General features: G+C 65.5%; 24 protein-coding genes. 10 read left to right on the top strand and 14 right to left on the bottom strand.

Translation table 11 applies throughout. The features are described 5' to 3' along the window. Positions 1–95: 95 nt before the first annotated feature. Positions 96–734, bottom strand: a complete 639-nt coding sequence (locus tag VGV07_RS06020) for a DUF1109 domain-containing protein (RefSeq protein ID WP_326867780.1) — start codon at positions 732–734, stop codon at positions 96–98. Continuing rightward, positions 727–1284: a sigma-70 family RNA polymerase sigma factor gene (locus VGV07_RS06015; RefSeq protein ID WP_326867779.1), complete on the bottom strand. Its 558-nt coding sequence runs from the start codon at positions 1282–1284 to the stop codon at positions 727–729. The genes VGV07_RS06020 and VGV07_RS06015 overlap by 8 nt, the downstream gene beginning before the upstream one ends. 153 nt (positions 1285–1437) lie before the next feature. On the opposite strand from VGV07_RS06015, the gene VGV07_RS06010 reads away from it, so the two are divergent. From VGV07_RS06010 to VGV07_RS06000, 3 genes are all read left to right on the top strand, one after another. Continuing rightward, positions 1438–1758 carry a pentapeptide MXKDX repeat protein gene (locus tag VGV07_RS06010; protein WP_326867778.1) on the top strand — a complete coding sequence of 107 codons (321 nt, stop codon included), beginning with the start codon at positions 1438–1440 and terminating at the stop codon, positions 1756–1758. A 188-nt stretch (positions 1759–1946) separates the two neighbouring features. After that, on the top strand, positions 1947–2825 hold the full coding sequence (locus VGV07_RS06005) for a cytochrome b/b6 domain-containing protein (protein ID WP_326867777.1): 879 nt from the start codon (positions 1947–1949) through the stop codon (positions 2823–2825). Further along, the gene (locus VGV07_RS06000) at positions 2822–3613 is read left to right on the top strand and encodes a molybdopterin-dependent oxidoreductase (protein WP_326867776.1); all 792 of its coding nucleotides are present in this window, start codon (positions 2822–2824) and stop codon (positions 3611–3613) included. Before VGV07_RS06005 ends, VGV07_RS06000 begins: the two co-directional genes overlap by 4 nt. 112 nt (positions 3614–3725) lie before the next feature. Here VGV07_RS06000 and VGV07_RS05995 read toward each other — a convergent pair whose 3' ends face one another. Both VGV07_RS05995 and VGV07_RS05990 read right to left on the bottom strand, forming a co-directional pair. Then, on the bottom strand, positions 3726–4550 hold the full coding sequence (locus VGV07_RS05995) for a DUF4097 family beta strand repeat-containing protein (protein ID WP_326867775.1): 825 nt from the start codon (positions 4548–4550) through the stop codon (positions 3726–3728). 23 nt (positions 4551–4573) lie between these two features. Then, positions 4574–5098 (bottom strand): hypothetical protein, encoded by a 525-nt coding sequence (locus tag VGV07_RS05990; RefSeq protein WP_326867774.1) that lies wholly within the window; start codon positions 5096–5098, stop codon positions 4574–4576. A gap of 583 nt (positions 5099–5681) precedes the next feature. Between VGV07_RS05990 and VGV07_RS05985 the strand changes: the two genes are divergently transcribed. Further along, positions 5682–7211: a DEAD/DEAH box helicase gene (locus tag VGV07_RS05985; RefSeq protein WP_326867773.1), complete on the top strand. Its 1530-nt coding sequence runs from the start codon at positions 5682–5684 to the stop codon at positions 7209–7211. 265 nt (positions 7212–7476) lie between these two features. Here VGV07_RS05985 and VGV07_RS05980 read toward each other — a convergent pair whose 3' ends face one another. Next, positions 7477–8322, bottom strand: coding sequence for an intradiol ring-cleavage dioxygenase (locus VGV07_RS05980; RefSeq protein ID WP_326867772.1), 846 nt, complete (start codon positions 8320–8322; stop codon positions 7477–7479). A 341-nt stretch (positions 8323–8663) separates the two neighbouring features. Here VGV07_RS05980 and VGV07_RS05975 point away from each other — a divergent pair, with 341 nt between their 5' ends. Then, on the top strand, positions 8664–8798 hold the full coding sequence (locus VGV07_RS05975) for a hypothetical protein (RefSeq protein ID WP_326867771.1): 135 nt from the start codon (positions 8664–8666) through the stop codon (positions 8796–8798). Between the two features lie 6 nt (positions 8799–8804). Here the strand turns inward: VGV07_RS05975 and VGV07_RS05970 are convergent, their stop codons facing one another. The 4 genes from VGV07_RS05970 to VGV07_RS05955 all read right to left on the bottom strand — a co-directional run bounded on the left by VGV07_RS05970 (position 8805) and on the right by VGV07_RS05955 (position 11456). Beyond that, positions 8805–9428: a nucleoside deaminase gene (locus VGV07_RS05970; protein WP_326867770.1), complete on the bottom strand. Its 624-nt coding sequence runs from the start codon at positions 9426–9428 to the stop codon at positions 8805–8807. 165 nt (positions 9429–9593) lie between these two features. Then, on the bottom strand, positions 9594–10367 hold the full coding sequence (locus VGV07_RS05965; RefSeq protein ID WP_326867769.1) for an META domain-containing protein: 774 nt from the start codon (positions 10365–10367) through the stop codon (positions 9594–9596). 90 nt (positions 10368–10457) lie between these two features. Next, the gene (locus tag VGV07_RS05960; RefSeq protein WP_326867768.1) at positions 10458–10961 is read right to left on the bottom strand and encodes an ureidoglycolate lyase; all 504 of its coding nucleotides are present in this window, start codon (positions 10959–10961) and stop codon (positions 10458–10460) included. A gap of 54 nt (positions 10962–11015) precedes the next feature. Continuing rightward, positions 11016–11456, bottom strand: coding sequence for a cupin domain-containing protein (locus VGV07_RS05955; protein ID WP_326867767.1), 441 nt, complete (start codon positions 11454–11456; stop codon positions 11016–11018). Between the two features lie 231 nt (positions 11457–11687). Here VGV07_RS05955 and VGV07_RS05950 point away from each other — a divergent pair, with 231 nt between their 5' ends. Continuing rightward, positions 11688–12017: a hypothetical protein gene (locus tag VGV07_RS05950; RefSeq protein ID WP_326867766.1), complete on the top strand. Its 330-nt coding sequence runs from the start codon at positions 11688–11690 to the stop codon at positions 12015–12017. Here the strand turns inward: VGV07_RS05950 and VGV07_RS05945 are convergent. Then, the gene (locus tag VGV07_RS05945; RefSeq protein ID WP_326867765.1) at positions 12012–12833 is read right to left on the bottom strand and encodes a bifunctional allantoicase/(S)-ureidoglycine aminohydrolase; all 822 of its coding nucleotides are present in this window, start codon (positions 12831–12833) and stop codon (positions 12012–12014) included. The genes VGV07_RS05950 and VGV07_RS05945 overlap by 6 nt on opposite strands. Before the next feature lie 82 nt (positions 12834–12915). Further along, positions 12916–13239 carry a metalloregulator ArsR/SmtB family transcription factor gene (locus VGV07_RS05940; RefSeq protein ID WP_326867764.1) on the bottom strand — a complete coding sequence of 108 codons (324 nt, stop codon included), beginning with the start codon at positions 13237–13239 and terminating at the stop codon, positions 12916–12918. Between the two features lie 60 nt (positions 13240–13299). Between VGV07_RS05940 and VGV07_RS05935 the strand changes: the two genes are divergently transcribed. The 4 genes from VGV07_RS05935 (at position 13300) to VGV07_RS05920 (ending at position 14643) form a co-directional block, all read left to right on the top strand. Beyond that, positions 13300–13758 carry an SRPBCC family protein gene (locus tag VGV07_RS05935; RefSeq protein ID WP_326867763.1) on the top strand — a complete coding sequence of 153 codons (459 nt, stop codon included), beginning with the start codon at positions 13300–13302 and terminating at the stop codon, positions 13756–13758. 15 nt (positions 13759–13773) lie between these two features. Next, on the top strand, positions 13774–14133 hold the full coding sequence (locus VGV07_RS05930) for a hypothetical protein (protein WP_326867762.1): 360 nt from the start codon (positions 13774–13776) through the stop codon (positions 14131–14133). An 87-nt stretch (positions 14134–14220) separates the two neighbouring features. After that, positions 14221–14412, top strand: a complete 192-nt coding sequence (locus VGV07_RS05925) for a hypothetical protein (protein WP_326867761.1) — start codon at positions 14221–14223, stop codon at positions 14410–14412. 3 nt (positions 14413–14415) lie between these two features. After that, the gene (locus tag VGV07_RS05920) at positions 14416–14643 is read left to right on the top strand and encodes a hypothetical protein (RefSeq protein ID WP_326867760.1); all 228 of its coding nucleotides are present in this window, start codon (positions 14416–14418) and stop codon (positions 14641–14643) included. A gap of 203 nt (positions 14644–14846) precedes the next feature. Here VGV07_RS05920 and VGV07_RS05915 read toward each other — a convergent pair whose 3' ends face one another. Genes VGV07_RS05915 through VGV07_RS05905 form a run of 3 tightly spaced genes read right to left on the bottom strand, consistent with a single transcriptional unit; the run spans position 14847 to position 16834 of the window. Then, the gene (locus VGV07_RS05915) at positions 14847–15311 is read right to left on the bottom strand and encodes an SRPBCC domain-containing protein (RefSeq protein ID WP_326867759.1); all 465 of its coding nucleotides are present in this window, start codon (positions 15309–15311) and stop codon (positions 14847–14849) included. Next, positions 15308–16018, bottom strand: coding sequence for a DNA alkylation repair protein (locus VGV07_RS05910; protein ID WP_326867758.1), 711 nt, complete (start codon positions 16016–16018; stop codon positions 15308–15310). The genes VGV07_RS05915 and VGV07_RS05910 overlap by 4 nt, the downstream gene beginning before the upstream one ends. A 30-nt stretch (positions 16019–16048) precedes the next feature. Next, positions 16049–16834, bottom strand: a complete 786-nt coding sequence (locus VGV07_RS05905) for an alpha/beta hydrolase (RefSeq protein WP_326867757.1) — start codon at positions 16832–16834, stop codon at positions 16049–16051. Between the last annotated feature and the right edge of the window lie 39 nt (positions 16835–16873).

Raw genomic sequence — 16873 nt, 5'->3', positions numbered from 1 at the left:
CTCTCTTGGAATTTCTAAGGCTTAGCCAAGAAGCTAAGCCCATAGTTTTCGCCAGAGAGGGGTCCTGGGAGCCACCAGGGTTTGCAGAGCGCCCCTCACCACCTGAGCGCGAACCGCCCGATCACCGCGCCGATCAGCGCCGTGGCAAGCACCCCGGCGGTGTACCAGATGGCGATGAACGGCATGCCGCTTTCGGTGCAGTGGAAGGCGTAGACCCAGACGCCGGCGCCGCCGGCGAACAGCCCGGCGGCGAAGCCGGCGAGGGTGGGGTTGGTCGGCGCGGCGCGGCGCATGGCGAAGATGATCGCGGCATAGATGGGTGCCGCCAGCGCCACGATGTAGAACGGGCAGCGCAGCGCCGTGCTGCCCATCACCAGGCGCCTCATCTGGTCGGGCCCCATCAGCACGAGCTGCACCAGGCCCCCGGCGCCGACCAGCAGCACGAGAATGGCGAGGATGATCACCTGCCGGCGCAGCGTGCCGCCAGGGCGCGCCAGGTTCAGCGCGGCAATGCCACCGATAATGGCGAAGCTCGTGGTGTAGGCGAACTTGGTCCAGAACATCATGGTGCCGGGCGCGTGCATCATATCGGGCCGCGGGCCCAGCCAGGCGAGCATGATGATGGCCGACAGCACGATGCCGAGGCCGGCCCAGCCGAACAACCGCGCCTGCAGCGCCCGACGCGGGGTCGGCTTGAGATCGGCGGTCAGTCGATCGAGCAGTTCGTCACTCATCGGAGCGCCCTCCGAAGCGGTCGGCAAGCGATTTCAACCCTCGATGGATCGAGACCTTCACCGCCGATTCCGACATCCCGGTGCGCGCTGCGGCCTCGGCGATCGAGGCGCCCTCGAGCCGGGTCTGGCGGATCAGCTCGGCGGGACGAGGGGGCAGGGTCGCAAGCACCGCATCGACATCCATGCGAGCCGTCGTGTCGCCGGCCTCGTCGCGGGCGAACAGCGCTGCATCATCCTCGAGCGGGACGGTGGCGCGCACCCTGTTGCGGCGGAAGTGGTCGATCAGCTTATAGCGCGCAATGGCGTGCACCCAGGCGGTGAGCGGCTGGGCGCGATCATAGGTCAGCCGTCGCGTGTGGATGGCCATCAGTGTTTCCTGCACGAGGTCATCGCCATTGGCGGCGAGCCCGGGGGTTAGGCGGCGGACGAAGTAGGGCCGCAGCATGCGCCGCAACTCGTCGAGCAGCATGCGATAGGCGCCTGCGTCGCCGTCGAGCGCCTTCAGCATCAGCGCGCGGAGCCGCGCTTCCATGTCCGAGGTGACGCTCATTGAGTCCTGAATTCGCCAGAGAATGGCAAAAGGTTACACCGCCCGAGGAAATCTGTCGCCCGGTCACGAACGCGTGACGAGGTAACTTTGTGCGGTCCGACGGCGAATTGCTTCTCGTAACGCCGCGCTGAGGCGGCCAACGGGAGACTTTTGATGAAGACCATGCTTTCCGCCCTTGCCCTTGCGGCTGCCCTGGGTTTTGCCGGGAACGTTGCAGCCGAGGATGCCATGGCGACGCCGATGGCTGCCGAGCCGATGGCCGGCGACGCCATGGCGGCCGACCCGATGGCGATGACGCCGGACGAAATGCTGAAAGCCTGCCTCGAGAAGGCCGGCATGGAGGCCGACGCGATGAAGAAGAACGACGCCACCAAAGCCTGCCACACGGCGCACAACATGGCCGGTGACGCGATGGGCGGCGACGCCATGGCGGCGGAGCCCATGGCCGACGGTGCAATGGCCCCGGCGCAATAAACTATCCGTGATAGGCTGCAATCGCTCCCCGAACTGCCGTTGCTAAGGGCAGGCGGGGAGCGACGCCCGGAGCATTGGCCGTTTCGTCGAGACGGCAAAGCTGCTTCAGGAAATTGTTGCCGCGCTTTCGCACCGGAAAAGTCTCAAGACTTTTCCTGAAGGCGCTCTGTGGAACACCTGGGGGAACAATGACCGATCAGGCCATCGACCGAGTTGAGGTCGAAAAACCAGCGAAGGCGAAAGGCCCGCTGATCTATCGCCAGGCGATCCTGACGCGGGTTACGCACTGGGTGTGGGCGATCGCCATGTTCTTCCTGTTGCTCAGCGGGCTGCAGATCTGGAATGCCCATCCGGCGCTGTATGTCGGCGCGCAATCGGGCTTCGAGTTCAGCAACGAGATCCTGAGGATCGGAGCCGAGAACACCGATGCAGGCCCGCGCGGCTTCACCACGGTGTTCGGCCAGAAGTTCGACACGTCAGGGGTGCTGGGGATGAGCGACCTCAGGGGGAACCCCAACTTCGTCGGCTTCCCCGGCTGGGCCACCATCCCGTCGTTCCGCGATCTTGCCACTGGGCGCGTGGTGCATTTCTTTTTTGCCTGGATCCTCGTCGGGGCGCTCGCCATCTGGCTGATCTCGAGCCTGTTCAACGGCCATCTGTGGCGCGACGTGATCCTCAAGCCGCGCGATTTCCGCGAGTTGCCCAAGGATATCTGGGAGCATATCCGCTTCCGCTTCCATCACCGCAGGACCTATTCGCCGCTGCAGAAGGTCGCTTATTTCGGGGTGTTCTTCATCCTGTTCCCGCTGATCATTCTCACCGGCTTGTCGATGTCGCCGACGATGAATGCCGGCTGGCCCTGGTTGGTCGAAGTGTTCGGCGGGCGGCAGACGGCGCGCACCATCCATTTCATCGTCATGTTGCTCCTGGTGCTGTTCTTCGTCGTCCACATCGCCATGGTGGTGCTGGCCGGGCCGATCAACGAACTTCGCTCGATGATCACCGGATACTACCGCACCAGCCCCGGCACTGAGCCGGATGCGCCCAAGCAGGAGAAGTCGAAATGAGCCGGCTGATTTTGACCCGCCGTCGGTTGCTCGGGCTCGGCGCGGCCTCCGCCGGCTCGCTGCTGCTGGCCGGCTGCGACCAGTTCGACTTCCTCGGGGCGCGCAACGATCCGGTGCGGAATTTCCTCGAGCGGGCCAATCAATTGACCTATTCCGCCCAGCGCGCCCTGGTCGGCGAGCAGGCCCTGGCCAAGGAATTCTCGGAGAGCGAGATCCGCCAGGGGCAACGGCCCAATGGCTCGACCGACCCGCGCAATATCCTCTATCGCGATCTCGAGGCGGGCGGCTTTGCGGCCTACAAACTCAGGATCATCGGGCTGGTCGAGACGCCCAAGGAGTATTCACTCGCTGAACTCCAGAACATGCCGTCGCGCACCCAGATCACCCGGCACGACTGCGTCGAGGGCTGGAGCTGCATCGCCAAATGGAGCGGCGTGCCGCTGAGCCGGCTGCTCGACGAGGCCAAGGTGCAGCCGACGGCGAAGTTCGTGGTCTACCACTGCTATGACCAGATGGGCGGCGGGCTCTCGGCCCCCGAGGCCTATTACACCAGCTCCGACCTGATCGACGCCTTCCACCCGCAGACCATCGCCGCTTACGGCCTCAACGGCAGTGCGCTGCCGGTCAGCAACGGCGCCCCGGTCCGTATCCGCATCGAGCGGGCGCTGGGCTACAAGCAGCCGAAATATGTCCACACCATCGAACTGGTCGATAGCTTCGCCAAGTTCGGCATGGGGCAGGGCGGCTATTGGGAAGATCACGGCTATGACTGGTATGGCGGGATCTAGGGGGCGCCGGCCAGGTGCTTCACGGATGAGCTGAACCACCGCAGTCGCTCCGCCTACAGCCGGTGGGTGAGGAGACGGTCGAGCCCATCAGCTCCCCCGGCACTTCAAAAGCCTAAATCTCGGTCAGTACGATATCGCCGGTGACCATCCTGGCGCGGATTTCGAGGTGGTCGGCGCCATCGGCCGGCTGGCCGGCCCCGCGGAGCGTCGAGCGGATCCGGCCGGTGACCGTCGAGATATCGGTCCATACGGGGATGCCGGCGGGCACCCCGACATGCGCATCGCCAGAGGCGCCTTCGACGGTGATCCGGCCGCGACGGGCGGTGCCGATCGTCAGGTCGCCCGACCCGGTCTTGAGCGTCACGTCGGTACCGGCGTCCCCGACCTTGATGTCGCCCGACCCGGTCTTGATCGCGGTCGAGCCGCGCGTCGTGCCCAGGTGCACATCGCCTGAACCGGTCGACACGTCGACCGTTGCAGCCGCCTCGGCGACCAGCACGTCGCCGGAACCGCTTCGCGCCTTGATGTCGTCACGAGCGTTTTCGACGCGGATATCGCCCGAGCCGGTATCGAGCACGATGGCGCCGGTCGCGGTGTCGACGATCAGGTCGCCGGAGCCGCTCTTCAGATGGGTTTCCCCAAAGCTGCCGACGAGGGTGATGTCGCCGCTGCCGGTGCGGACGGCGACCTCGCTGGCGCTCGGCAGGGTGATGACGGCGTCGAGCCGGGTGTCGCCGCCGAAGAACCTGTCGTGCTGCTTCGGGCCGATCACGCTGATCTGGTCGCCGTCCTGGAGGACGCGAACCTGATCGGCGTCGTGGCCGGTAATCTCGATCACAGTCTCGGTGGTGTCAGTGGCGACGACCTTCACCGAGCCCTTGCCGATCTCGGTGAGCAGCCGCACCGGCTGACGCGTTTCGAAGCGATGCATGGTCATTTCGTCTCTCCTGTTGGGGAAGCTCAGGTTTCGGTCGGCTTGATCCAGCCGGTCATGCGGCGGTTGCCGCGCTTGCCGCCGAATGGGTCGTTGGACGGAAGCGGGTCGGCGGGGCCGCCCGGCAGGTCGCTGCGGGTCGCTGCCCGCACCACGTTGACCAGCCAGTTATTGAGCGACTGACCCGAGCGCGCGGCGAGCTCTTCGGCCTTCGCCTTCATCGTTTCCGGCATGCGCAGCGAGATGCGGGCGAGGCTGCCGTCATCATCGGCCTCCTCGGGCGGCAAGCTGGGACTGGCGGTTGCGGCCGGCGGCAGTTGCAGCACGAAATCCAGTTCGCGGCCGCTGAGCCTCACCTCGACGCCGCCGCTGGGCATTCTCGAGGTGATCTCGGCGGCGGCCTGGCTGATGGCATCCATCAGCGCCAATCGCATTGCCGGGCTCAAGGCGAACAGCAGGCGTTCGGTGGCGGCGCGGGTCTCGGGTGCTGCGACTTCTGCGGCGGCAATCAGGTCGCGTTGCAGGCTGTCGATGTGTGGTGTGAGGTCCATGGCGCGATGAATGACATCATAGTGACGTCATGTCAATGCAGATGTGACGTCATTTTGCGTGACGGTGACGTCATGTGGATTCTGCAGGAGGCTAGAGGGCGACTGAAAGAGACGGCCCCCTCCCGGCCTCCCCATGAAGGGGGAGGTGCAGAGTCGAGGCTCGGTCTCCGATCGTGCCCAACACACCGGCAGGGCACCTCCCCCTTCATGGGGGGGATGGGAGGGGGCCGTCTCTATCAGTCAGGACCCTCGCATAGCTCCCCTGCACCTCATTTCCGCGAAATCCCTTGCCAATCCGGCGCATATCGCCCATATCGCCAGCATTCGCCCCGCGCACTCGTCCCGTTCAGTGGGAAACAGGCGCGATGCCGGCGATGGACTTCTCTTCTTACTGGCCAAAAACGGTGAGCGGCGAAGTGCCCCGGAAATGTCCCCCGCGACGATAGCGGGAACACCGGGAGACAGCGCAACCGTGCGGCAATCCCGTCGCCATTGCACCTATTGATCACGCCGAGCCCGCTATGGGCCTCCGGCGACCCACGCGCACCGATTGGCCCGGAGCGCGCCAATGAAAGTTTGACCATTGACCACTTCATTTTCCGAACTCGGCCTGTCGGCGCAGCTCGTCAGCGCGCTTACGGCCGCCGGGTTCACCACTCCCACCCCGATCCAGGCGAAAGCCATTCCGCCGCAGCTCGAGCGCCGGGACATCATGGGCATCGCCCAGACCGGCTCGGGCAAGACCGCGGCGTTCGGCCTGCCGATCCTTGCCGGCCTTGCCGCCCTGGGCGGCCGCCCCAACCCGATGACCACCAGAGCGCTGATCCTCGCGCCGACCCGTGAGCTGGCGGTGCAGATCGACGAAGTGCTGCATAAGCTCGCGGGCGCCAAGCTCTCGACCGTGCTGGTGCTCGGCGGCGCCTCGCGCGGCGGGCAGATCCAGAAGATCGCCCGCGGTGTCGACGTGGTGATCGCCACCCCCGGCCGCCTCAAGGACCTGGTCGACGACAGGAAGCTCAAGCTGACCGAGACCCGCTGGCTGGTGCTCGACGAGGCCGACCGGATGCTCGATATGGGCTTCATCAACGCCGTCAAGGAGATCGCCCGGGCGATCGGCCCACGTCGCCAGACCGCGATGTTCTCGGCCACCATGGCGCCGGAGATCGCCGAGCTGGCCAAGGGCCTGCTCAACGATCCGGTGCGGGTGGAAGCCAACCCGGCGGCGCAGACTGTTGGCACCATCGACCAGCGGGTGATCCTTGCCGGTTCGAAGGAAAAGCGCGGGGTGCTCAACAAGCTGCTCGAAGACGAGAGCCTCAGCCGTGTCATCATCTTTTCGCGCACCAAGCACGGCGCCGACCGCGTGGCCAAGAACCTCGCCATCGACGGCCACGAGGCCGCGGCGATCCACGGCAACAAATCCAACAATGCCCGCCAGGCGGCGCTCAAGGGTTTTGCCAACGGTTCGGTGCGGATCCTCGTCGCCACCGATATCGCGGCGCGCGGCATCGACGTGCAGAACATCACCCACGTGATCAACTTCGAGCTGCCGGACGATCCGGAGAACTATGTGCACCGCATCGGCCGCACGGCGCGTAACGGCGCCTCGGGCTTTGCGATCACGCTGTGCGACGGTACCGAGCGCGGCAAGCTCCGCGATGTGGAGCGGCTGATCCGCAAGACCCTGCCGGTGACCGGTGAACTGAAGGGCAATGGCGGCGAAGTGATCGACGCGGCGCAGGTGCGGGCGCAACGGCAGCCGCCGCGGCCGCAGACCCCGCGTCCGGATGGGCAGCGCAAGCAAGCCAATGCCGGCCGGCACTTCTCGGGCGCCAAGAAGGCGGCGATCGTCGACGGCCGCAAGCGCGGCGGTGAAGGCCATGGCGTTCCCGGCGGCAATGGTCAGCAGCAGCGCGGCAACGCGCAGCAGGTGCGCGGTGGCGCCGGCAAGGGCAGCAATGTCTCGCATAATGGCGGCGCTCCGGCGACCGCGCAGGCCTGGTGGGAAAAGCCGACCGGGCAGGGCACCCCGGCGCCCAAGCAGCGCTGGAACAAGAAGCAGAAGGACGCCGGCCGGCAGCGCCGCACGGAGAGCGAACGCGCCGCAGGGTAATCTGGCCAGGCACGATCTCTCCGTCATCTCTCCCCTTGCGGGAGAGAAAGCGATTTCTTGGGCTTAGCGTTTGCTAAGTCCTAGAAATCGCAAGAGAGGGGATAGTGGAGGGCACTATGGCTCCCACGACCCCCTCTCTTGCGAAAACTAAGGGCTTAGCTGCGCTAAGCCCAAGTTTTCGCTTTCTCCCCCGCCAAGGGGGAGATGACGACTGAGAGCTCTGTGCATAGAACAAAGGGCGGCCCCAACGGGCCGCCCTTTTTGCTTACCGGATACCCGCGATCCCCGGCACCAAACTGACGCTGGTCTCGGTCGACGGGGCGCTCATGGCTCCATCCGGCGGCGGGCCGCTGGGCCGCTCGCCACCGCCGGGCGCGCCACCGAAGCCGGTCGCGGACTCGGCGGCGGGATCAACCCCGACGATCATGGCGACGAGGTAGCGCTCTTCCAGTTCCTTCACATAGGCGAAGGAGGCGCGGGTCGCCTGGCTGGCGATGTTGTCGTTGGCGTTGAGCACGTCGCGTTCATGGCCGTGCGCGGTGTAGGGCTCGACATTCTGATAGATGAACTGGCTCAGCGCATCGGGGAAGAACAACTGGCCGGTGAGCGCGGTCTTGTCGTCGAGGAAGACCTTGAAATGGATGTGGGTGGTCCGGCCCGCGTACCAACCCGGGTAGATGGTCTGAAACTCGACGATCCCGGTGGCGCCGGCGAATTGGGTGCCGCGCAGGAACGTCTGGCCCGTGGTGTCGACGCCACCGGTCTGGTTGGCATAGCCCGAATAGAGCCCTTCGGCATTGCAGTGCCAGATGTCGACGCGCGCGCCTTCGATCGGCTGGCAGCTGCCATCGACGATCTGCAGCCGAACGGTGGTGGCGACCCCAGTCTGAGTTCCCTCGGTGATGTCGGCGCGTTCGAGCGACGGGTCGAAATAGTAGGGGCCCTCGGTCACCTCGGGGGTGAGCACGCAGACATCGGCACCCGGCATCAGGCCGGTCGTGGTGGTGGCGCGGGCTTCCTGGGCGAAGGCTTTCTGGGTCATCAGGGCGCCGCCGGCGGCGGTTATGGCGACGAGGCGCAGGGCGTCGCGGCGGGTCAGGGGGCTGGGCATCTCTGCATCTCCATTGTTACGATCCCGATGTAGGAAAGGCAGAGGCAATCCCCGCGTTACAAGTTGGAGAACTGCATTAAGTCTTCGAAATGTGGCGAAAGCGGCATTCCTGAACGCCAGCTAAATGCCTGATTCCGGGAACGTTCAAACGCCGCGCCGCATTATCGCCCTCAAGATGAACCGCTGGCCCAGCGCCGGCAGCGCCCTTGGGGGGTAAATATGTTGAAGCTCACTCTCGTCGCCCTGTTCGTGATGTCGATGGCCACCCTGACCATTGCCGCCTCGGCCCTGCCGGTTGAAACCGCGCCGGCCAACCAGCTCGCCGACCTCGGCTGAGCTCCGTGAACCCCGACCACGATCATGGCCAGCACCGGCCGGCCAGCCTGAGCAGCGGCACCCAGATCCTGCTGCTCGTGCTCTTCGCTACCGCGCTCGCTGTGCTGGCCTTTGCCGCCGCGAGCGTCGTGCTGGTCTAGAGCGCGCTAACTCAGCGGGATACCCTTCTTGCCCTTGTCCTTCTGGTAGGCGGCCGAGAGGTCGTTGTAGGCGGCGTTGAGGTCGTCGACGCGCCCCACCAGCAGCTCCTTGGACGAGCGATCGAGTCCGGCGATCATCTGCTGGATGTCGTGGCTCGAAAAGAACGCGTTCTTCCGGTTGTAGAGCGGACGATCCTCGGGGACGTAGTCGCGATCGGGGTCAGGCACGGCGTAGACTTCCCGGAGAATGCGGATGTCGTGCGGAATGCCGAAACTGTCGCGCGTGTCCTCGTAGCTGAACAGGTAATAGAAATTGTCGAAGCCTGACCATGTAATGCCGGAGAGGCAGAGCGAGCAGGGCTCGTGCGTTGCCAGAAACAGGCAATCCCTGGGCGCCGGGCGGCTCTCGGCCGGCAATTCGTAGAAGCGCTTGATGGCGTGCATCTCGCCGTGCCAGAGCGGATTCTCGGTCTCGTTGTTGGTTTCGCCGACCACCAGCGACAGGTCGGATTTGTTGAGGATCGCCGCGCCGAACAGCTTGTTGCCGCCGCCGACGCCGCGCTTGGTCAGCGGCAGCAGGTCATCCTCGATGACATCGAGCAGGCGGGAGATCAGGTCGGGCGTGTGCATAAGGGGCTCCGGTTCGGTGGGTTGAACCTGAGCGGAGGCGGGGAGAACGTCAACCGGTTACACGCCTGCAGTGGGAACGCGGGCGGTGCCTCTAGCGCCCCCTCACCCTGGCCCTCTCCCCAGAGGGGAGAGGGGACGCGAAGGGCATGGCCGGTGACTACGCCTTCAGAACCGCGATTTGCCCAGGTTCGCCAGCTCCACGCCGCCGGCGTCGAGCAGGATCAGGTGGTCGCCGTCGATGCGCCAGAAGCGGGTGGCGGCCAGCGCAGCGAAGAAGTTGTCTTCCTGTTTGGTGGCTTCGTCGGAGGTGCAGGCCATGCGGGTGGCGGCGACGGCGCTGAAGATCAGCCGTTCGGCATTGACCTCGGCCTGGGCGAACCACGAGTTGCAGCCGCCACGGCCGCCGGCGCGCATGTCGGAGGCGATGGAGAGCGAGGAGACGATGCCGCGCGCCACCGGAGTGCCGCCGATGGTTTCGGCCTGCCAGGTGATATCGAGAACGGGCGAGGGGGCAGCGGGCGCCACCGGCTCGGCGGTTGGCGCCGGCTCTTCCGCGGGGACGATGTTGACGATGATGAGCACCGGTTGCGCCGGTGCCAACGGATCGAGCGCATAGGGCTCGGCATTGCGGAACCATACGGCATCGGGGCCGGCGATTTCGGCGACCAGTGCATAGGAATGGCCGGCGACGATGACGGTATCGTCGAAATTGAGGGTGAAAGTCAGCGGCACCTGGCCGGGGCTGGCGATCGGCGCCTTGGCCGAGACGCGCGGCTTGTCGGGCGTCGCGAGATCGATCAGCGACACCGACAGCGTGCCGCCGGGTGGCAGGGCGATACGCTCGCGATAGGTTACATCGCCCTTGAGCGTCACCTTGGCGGCGAGCGCCGGGCTCGCCAAGGCCAGCAACATGGCCACAATCGCCACCACGATACGCATCAATTACCTCCTGCCAAAAAATCGTTTCGACAGATTATGGGGCAATTGCAACGCAGTTGCGACGCCCAACCGTCTCTTGGGTAAAAGAAATCAGTCGTGCAGCACGACGAGGTAGGGCTCGTCGAAGAAGTATTCCTCCAGATTATTGCCGTCGCCGCCGCGATCGACGATCAGGAAGTCGGAGGTCTCTTCCAAAGGTGTCAGCACGGCGTGCCAGGTGTTCATCGCCATATTGATGCCCTGGCCGGGAGCAGCGAGGAAAGCGCGCGGCAGGCCGGGCACGCCGCCCTCGTCAGGCGCGACGATGGAGAGGAACGGGCGCTGCGACAGGGGATAGAACGCCTGGCTGCCGAGCGGGTGGCGCTCCACCATCGTCAGCGTCAGCGGCAGCTCATAGGGCTGGCCGCGGGCGATCGAGACCAGGGGGCGGGCGTGCACGCCGCCAAGTTCGACCCTGGCGAGGTCCTGGTAGCGCTCGGTCATGCCGCCATTGATGGGGTAGTGGTGCGCGCCGGCGATTTCGATGACCTGCCCGAAAGGGGCGTAGGCCTCGCGCGTCAGCGGCTCGATATGGATGGTACGGCTGGATGTCATTTCGTCTCCCGGTGGTTGAGCCAGCTTAACCGGCAGGCACCGACTGTTGCGGGATTATTTGCGGGCGCTCGGGTCGACCTTGATGGTGTTGGCAGCACTGGCGCCGCCCATGTAGACGGCGACCAGCTTCATTGGCATGGCGCCGGTGTTGACGCCATTATGCGGCCAGCCGACGGCCTCGAGCACCGCCTCGCCGGCGCGGTAAACCTTCTTGCCCTTGCTGCCATAGTCGACGGTCAACTCGCCCTCGAGGATGTAGGCGAAGAGCGGCACCTCATGCTCGTGCCAGCCGGTCTCGCCGCCAACCGGCACCGTGACGATGGCGGACGTGACGTTCGGCGTCCCCGCGGGGTAGGCCAGCGGCGTGCCCAGCACGTCGCTGCCGTCCTGGACCAGTGGGGTGAGGAGGTTCTGATAGCTCGGCGGCGTCAGATCCTCGGCCAGAGCGGGCGAGGCCAGCAGGGCCAAAGCGGCCAGCATTCTCAATGATGTCATCTGAATCGCGTTCTCCCTGTCGCGAGAACCGGACGATGACCGGGGCTGTTCCGACCCGCAAGCAATTTCCTCTGCGGCCACGCTGAACCATCCCGCGACGAAAACGTTGTGGCGCTCGTGACTTAGAGCGTGTCGGCGTGCTGATGCCGAGACGCTCACCTACTGTTGTTGGCTGCGCTTTCGAAGCGGAAAAGTCTCTCGACTTTCCCTGCAAGCGCTTCGGGTTTGAGAATGCACAATCAGATTCAACTTGCCTATGCCGCACCGGCCGATGCGCTCATCGAAAGCCAATCGGCAGCGATCACTCAGCCATATCGGCGCTATATCGAGGGCTGGCAGCTCCGCGCCACCTACCTGACCGGACAGCTGGCGCACCATGGCAGGGGCTCCGACCCGCATGAGCTGGCGCTGCGGCGCCTCGCAGAACTGCGCGCCGAAATCGCAGCGAACCGCGACTATCTCGTCGCCGAGACAGGCCGCCTGCCGCCCGACGACCTGGTCGATGCGACACTGGACGAGCTCGACGAACTCCTCGCCGTCATCAAAGGGCTCGGGTCATAGCCCGAGCCTGGCGTGGCGGTTGACGTCCTTGTAGAGCAGGTAGCGGAAGCGGCTTGGCCCAGCGTAGCAGGCCTGCGGGCAGAAGGCCCGGAGCCACATGAAATCGCCGGCTTCCACCTCGACCCAATCGCGATTGAGCCGATAGACCGCCTTGCCCTCGAGCACGTAGAGGCCGTGCTCCATCACATGGGTTTCTTCGAACGGGATCACCGCACCGGGCTCGAGCGTCACGATGTTGACGTGCATGTCGTGGCGCACGTCGGTGGGGTCGACGAAACGGGTGGTGCCCCAGCGGCTATCGGTGCCCGGCATCCAGATGATCGGCTCGTCCTGCTCGTTGGCAACGAACGCTGCTGGCAGGTCGATACCAGCGACCGCTTCGTAGCGCTTACGCACCCAGTGAAAACGCACCGGCGCCGTGGTTTTGTTGTGCAGCGCCCAACGCGTGCCGGGCGGCAGAAAGGCGTAGCCGCCGGTCTTCAACTGATGGGTCTTGCCATCAAGGATCAGCGTTGCCTGCCCCTCGACCACAAACAGCACGCCCTCGGCTCCGGCATCGGGCTCCGGCTGCTCGCTGCCGCCGCCGGGAAACACCTCGACGATATATTGCGAGAAGGTCTCCGAGAAGCCGCTCATCGGGCGGGCGATGACCCAGGCCCGGGTGTCCTTCCAGTGCGGCAGGTAGCTGGTGACGATGTCCCGCATCACACCGCGCGGGATCACCGCATAGGCCTCGGTGAACACGGCGCGGCCGGTATGAAGAGTGGTCTGGTCAGGCAGCCCGGCAATCGGGCCGGCATAGGTGGTGGGGGCCATCGGAGTTCAATGCTGGTGAGTGGTCAGCCCTCTTAGCGCGAAAGCCGGTGTGCGGACAGTGGTGTCCGCCGAAACCCGGCGCTCAGCCCTCCAGCCCCTGCTTCAACTTCAGCAGGCCCTGCGCCGCGTAGGCGGCGTAGCCGCCGATCCAGCGCTCGTGCAGTTGCTGGATGGGAATGGCGTTGAGGTGGTTCCAGCGCTCCCGACCATCGCGGCGGGCGATCACCAGGTCGGCATCCTCCAGCACTTTCAGGTGCTGCATCACCGTGCAGCGATCGAGTTCGGGGAAGGCCTCGCAGAGCGCTCCGGTGGTTTGCGGGCTGTCCTTCAATCGATCGAGCATGTTGCGCCGCACCCGGTTCCCCAGGGCCTTGAAGATCTTGTCGTTTTCGTCGTCGCTTGACATGTTATATTTTTATAACATAATGGCTGGAAACGCAAGCGATAAGCGCCAAGGAGAGACGTCATGGATGTGAAGCTGAAAGTATCGGGCCGCATCGCCAAGCCGGTGCACGAGGTGTTCGAAGCGGTGGCCGATCCGGCCAAGCTCTCCGGCTTCTTCACCACCGGCGGCGCCAAGGGCCGGCTCACCACCGGCGCGACGGTGACCTGGGACTTCGCCGATTTCCCCGGAGCCTTTCCGGTGCAGGTGGTCGAAGTGGTCGACGACAAGCGGATCGTTCTGCGCTGGGGCGCGGCGGAAGGAGCCGGCGCCGACCCGAGCGGCGACACCACGGTGACCATGAGCTTCGAGCCGCTCGAGGATGGCCGGACGCTGGTGACCATCACCGAGGCGGGCTGGATGGAAACGCAGCAGGGGCTCGATGCCTGTATCGGCAACACCGAGGGCTGGACCGGCATGCTGTGCGCCATGAAGGTCTATCTCGAGCACGGCCTCAACCTGCGCGACGGCTTCTACAAATAGGGGGGGGAGCGGACCATGACGAGCAAGATCAAGGGCGGCCTGAACATCGCCATGAAGGTGCCGACCCATCTCTACGCCGAGACGGTGGCGTTCTATCGCGACGTCCTGAAACTGGAACGCGTGCCGGACCGACCGGAGGTCGGCTTCCTGTTCGGGCCAAACCAGCTATGGATCGATGAGGCGCCCGGCCACTCGCAGAGCGAGATCTGGCTCGAACTCTTCGCGCCGGAGTTTGCCACTGCGGCGGCCCAACTGAGCGCGGCCGGCGTGATCCGGAATGACGCGATCGAGCCGCTGGGTGAGGGATTTCGCGGCGGCTGGTTCTTCAATCCGGCAGGAATCGTCCACATGGTGCGCGAACCCGACGCCTGGTGAGCAGCCAAGCAGAGAGACGGCCGGCAGTCGTCCAGGGCGATCGCCCAGGTCAGAAAAAGTTTAGGAATCGGGCGCAGATTCGGCGGCATGGCACCGCAACCGCAGCATGACCCGCGCCCCCTGATCGACCCCATCCAGCTGGAAGAGGCCGGTCGCGCGCTGCGTCAATGGATCGATCGCCTGCTCGGCCACCCCGAGCCCCAGGTCAATACCGATATCGACTGGGAAGACGGCGAACCGCACCACGAGCAGCGCGACGGACACAGTCCGGGGCACTGAGCAATGGATTGGCTCCGCGACTTCCAACAGTCGTTCCGCGAGCCGGTCTACGGATTTCTCGGCACATTCTGGCCGGTGCTCGCAGTCATCGCGTTGATCGGACTCGGCTGGCTGGTCGGCAGCCTGGTTACGCGCGGCCGGAGCGGCGGCAATGAGAGCGGTGGGGGCAGCACGTTCTCGTTCGGCGATTCCGATGGGGATGGTGGCGGCGACGGTGGTGGCGGCGACTGACGGTTGAGTTGCGCTACCCGTGGCGGGGGCGCCCACTGCAAGCACCAAGAACTCGGTGTCACCCTGCGAAAGCAGGGACCCAACCACCCACAGGCGCATGCTGCGCCGGACGAGGGCAGAGCCCTCGCCGTGGGGTCCCTGCTTTCGCAGGGATGACAGCCGGCAGGTGTGGAGGGAATGCTGTTACCCAAACGTCCCAACCCTCACCCCATTTCAGCCAATAGATCCTCCAGCCGGTCGTAGTGCGCCACCGACTCGTCGTTCATGCCCGCCTTCACCAGCAGTTCGCGCACGTCTGCCGTCGGGAATTCCGACAGCACGTCGAGGGTGGTCACCCCGGCAGCCTCGGTCAGCGTGGTGGTGACCAGCACCTCCCCGGGATCCCAATCCTCCCAATGTTCGGTCTGCACCAGCCTGCTGGGCGGTTCGACCTCGCGGTAGGTCCCGCGTTGGCCGATTTCGCGTCCATCGGGGCGGCGGGTGACGATGCGCCAGTTTCCGCCGACGCGCAGGTCGAGTTCGGCGCTGACCAGTTCGGCATACCAGCGCTGCAACAGGGCAGGGGTGGTGAGCGCCGCGAATACCAGTTCGCGCGGCGCCTGGAAGCGGCGGACCATGCGGATGGCGCGCTCGCCCGTGAGGGTGACGTGCAGCGGCTCGCGGCTCATCTGGCCTTGCCCATGGCGAGGTAGCGGGCCCGCTCGTCGGGCGCATAGTGCTCGAGCGCATTGCGCAGCATGATGCGGGGCATCCGCGCTGCGTGCCTGTCGAGGAAGGCGTTGAGCGCCGGGCGGTTGGCATCGGTGGTGCGCAGCATCCAGCCCACGGCCTTGTGCACCATATCCTCGGGGTCATCGAGCAGCAGCTCGGCGATCGCGAAGGCGTCGTCGTACTGGCCGCGGCGGATGAACGAGAAGGTGGCGAGCGTCGCAGTGCGGCGCTCCCACATGTTCTGCGATTTCGCCAGCCGATAGAGGATATCGCGTGGGCGATCGACCAGATGCGGGCCGATCACGTAATAGGCGGCGAGATCCACCAGGTCCCAATCGTTGATGCGGTCGTGCCGGCGCAGATAGAGATCGAACAGCTCCTGCTTTCGTTCGGGCGTGGTTTTCTTCCCCTGATATTGCTTGGCCATGATGCTCATGGCGGCCGCCCGGGCCTCGTGGATATCGGACTCCATCAGCTTTTCGATTTCCGCAGGTGGGGTCAGGATGCATTCCTTGGCGAGGGCGAAGACCTGGCCCATGCGGACGCCGATAAAGGTCTCGGCCGCATCGTCCTCGAAGCTGAAATAGCGGTGGTATTTCTGCCGCTCCTCGTCCGACCGCATGCTGTGCAGCCGGGCGAGGATAGTTTCGGCGGTGAGATCCATGTTGCCTCCTTCAACCTGGTTGCCGGCGGTTCAGCCGAGCTTGTCCCAGCGTGCCCGCAACATCGGCTCGAGCCAAGCGCCGCGCTCGAGGATCGAGGTGTGGGTCGTGCCCGGGAGGATCGCGAGTTGTGCATCGGGCAGCAGTGCCGCGAGCTCGGCCGCATGCGCCGGCGGCACGAAATCATGGTCGCCGACGACCACAAGGGCAGGGGCTTTGACGTCGGCCAACTGCTCGCGGCTCCAGCCCGGCCAGCCACCCACATACATCTGCACCTTCATCGCCACCTCCTGAAAGGCGGTGGGGTCCGGCGCCGTGCGCTGATAGTGCTCGGCCCAGGCGCCGAACTCGACTTGCGTCGGCAGGATGGCGATGAGCTCGGGCGACGGCACGTGCTGTGGGTCGCGCTGCATTTCCAGCAATTCCGGCACGGTACCCTCCGGGCTGAAGTTGCGGCCGATGAGGGTGAGGCTGCGGACCAGGTCAGGGCGGCGCATGGCAAGGCCGCCGGCAGTGATCGCACCCATGCTGTGGCCGACGAGGTCAGCGCCGGCAATGCCCAGTTGGTCGAGCACGGCGGCGGTGTCGGCGACCATCTGCGCCTCGGAAAAGGCGGCAGCGCGATCTGCGGTATGGCCGTGCCCCTGTGCTTCGATGGCGATCACTCGGCGGTCGGCAAGGCGTGGCAGCAGGTCGCCCCAGGCGGTCTCGATGGCAAAGAGCGCGCCGTGCAGCAACACCACCGGCGGCTGGCTCCGGTCGCTGCCATGCTCCTCGACATAGATGTCGAGGCCGTCGACGTTCAGATATCGTCCCAATTTACTCTCCTCGGCCCGGAGCGGGCCGGTGGCGAGAGC

Source organism: Devosia sp. (genome assembly GCF_035944845.1).
GTDB lineage: Bacteria > Pseudomonadota > Alphaproteobacteria > Rhizobiales > Devosiaceae > Devosia_A.
Note: the sequence above shows the minus strand (reverse complement) of the source record. Positions and strands in the feature narration are given on the sequence as shown.

What these genes read in the sequence shown, in the direction of transcription:
- VGV07_RS06020 (WP_326867780.1), bottom strand. Translation starts at nt 734, where the DNA reads ATGAGTGACGAACTGCTCGATCGACTGACCGCCGATCTCAAGCCGACC.
- VGV07_RS06015 (WP_326867779.1), bottom strand. Translation starts at nt 1,284, where the DNA reads ATGAGCGTCACCTCGGACATGGAAGCGCGGCTCCGCGCGCTGATGCTG.
- VGV07_RS06010 (WP_326867778.1), top strand. Translation starts at nt 1,438, where the DNA reads ATGAAGACCATGCTTTCCGCCCTTGCCCTTGCGGCTGCCCTGGGTTTT.
- VGV07_RS06005 (WP_326867777.1), top strand. Translation starts at nt 1,947, where the DNA reads ATGACCGATCAGGCCATCGACCGAGTTGAGGTCGAAAAACCAGCGAAG.
- VGV07_RS06000 (WP_326867776.1), top strand. Translation starts at nt 2,822, where the DNA reads ATGAGCCGGCTGATTTTGACCCGCCGTCGGTTGCTCGGGCTCGGCGCG.
- VGV07_RS05995 (WP_326867775.1), bottom strand. Translation starts at nt 4,550, where the DNA reads ATGACCATGCATCGCTTCGAAACGCGTCAGCCGGTGCGGCTGCTCACC.
- VGV07_RS05990 (WP_326867774.1), bottom strand. Translation starts at nt 5,098, where the DNA reads ATGGACCTCACACCACACATCGACAGCCTGCAACGCGACCTGATTGCC.
- VGV07_RS05980 (WP_326867772.1), bottom strand. Translation starts at nt 8,322, where the DNA reads ATGCCCAGCCCCCTGACCCGCCGCGACGCCCTGCGCCTCGTCGCCATA.
- VGV07_RS05970 (WP_326867770.1), bottom strand. Translation starts at nt 9,428, where the DNA reads ATGCACACGCCCGACCTGATCTCCCGCCTGCTCGATGTCATCGAGGAT.
- VGV07_RS05965 (WP_326867769.1), bottom strand. Translation starts at nt 10,367, where the DNA reads ATGCGTATCGTGGTGGCGATTGTGGCCATGTTGCTGGCCTTGGCGAGC.
- VGV07_RS05960 (WP_326867768.1), bottom strand. Translation starts at nt 10,961, where the DNA reads ATGACATCCAGCCGTACCATCCATATCGAGCCGCTGACGCGCGAGGCC.
- VGV07_RS05955 (WP_326867767.1), bottom strand. Translation starts at nt 11,456, where the DNA reads ATGACATCATTGAGAATGCTGGCCGCTTTGGCCCTGCTGGCCTCGCCC.
- VGV07_RS05950 (WP_326867766.1), top strand. Translation starts at nt 11,688, where the DNA reads ATGCACAATCAGATTCAACTTGCCTATGCCGCACCGGCCGATGCGCTC.
- VGV07_RS05945 (WP_326867765.1), bottom strand. Translation starts at nt 12,833, where the DNA reads ATGGCCCCCACCACCTATGCCGGCCCGATTGCCGGGCTGCCTGACCAG.
- VGV07_RS05940 (WP_326867764.1), bottom strand. Translation starts at nt 13,239, where the DNA reads ATGTCAAGCGACGACGAAAACGACAAGATCTTCAAGGCCCTGGGGAAC.
- VGV07_RS05935 (WP_326867763.1), top strand. Translation starts at nt 13,300, where the DNA reads ATGGATGTGAAGCTGAAAGTATCGGGCCGCATCGCCAAGCCGGTGCAC.
- VGV07_RS05930 (WP_326867762.1), top strand. Translation starts at nt 13,774, where the DNA reads ATGACGAGCAAGATCAAGGGCGGCCTGAACATCGCCATGAAGGTGCCG.
- VGV07_RS05925 (WP_326867761.1), top strand. Translation starts at nt 14,221, where the DNA reads ATGGCACCGCAACCGCAGCATGACCCGCGCCCCCTGATCGACCCCATC.
- VGV07_RS05920 (WP_326867760.1), top strand. Translation starts at nt 14,416, where the DNA reads ATGGATTGGCTCCGCGACTTCCAACAGTCGTTCCGCGAGCCGGTCTAC.
- VGV07_RS05915 (WP_326867759.1), bottom strand. Translation starts at nt 15,311, where the DNA reads ATGAGCCGCGAGCCGCTGCACGTCACCCTCACGGGCGAGCGCGCCATC.
- VGV07_RS05910 (WP_326867758.1), bottom strand. Translation starts at nt 16,018, where the DNA reads ATGGATCTCACCGCCGAAACTATCCTCGCCCGGCTGCACAGCATGCGG.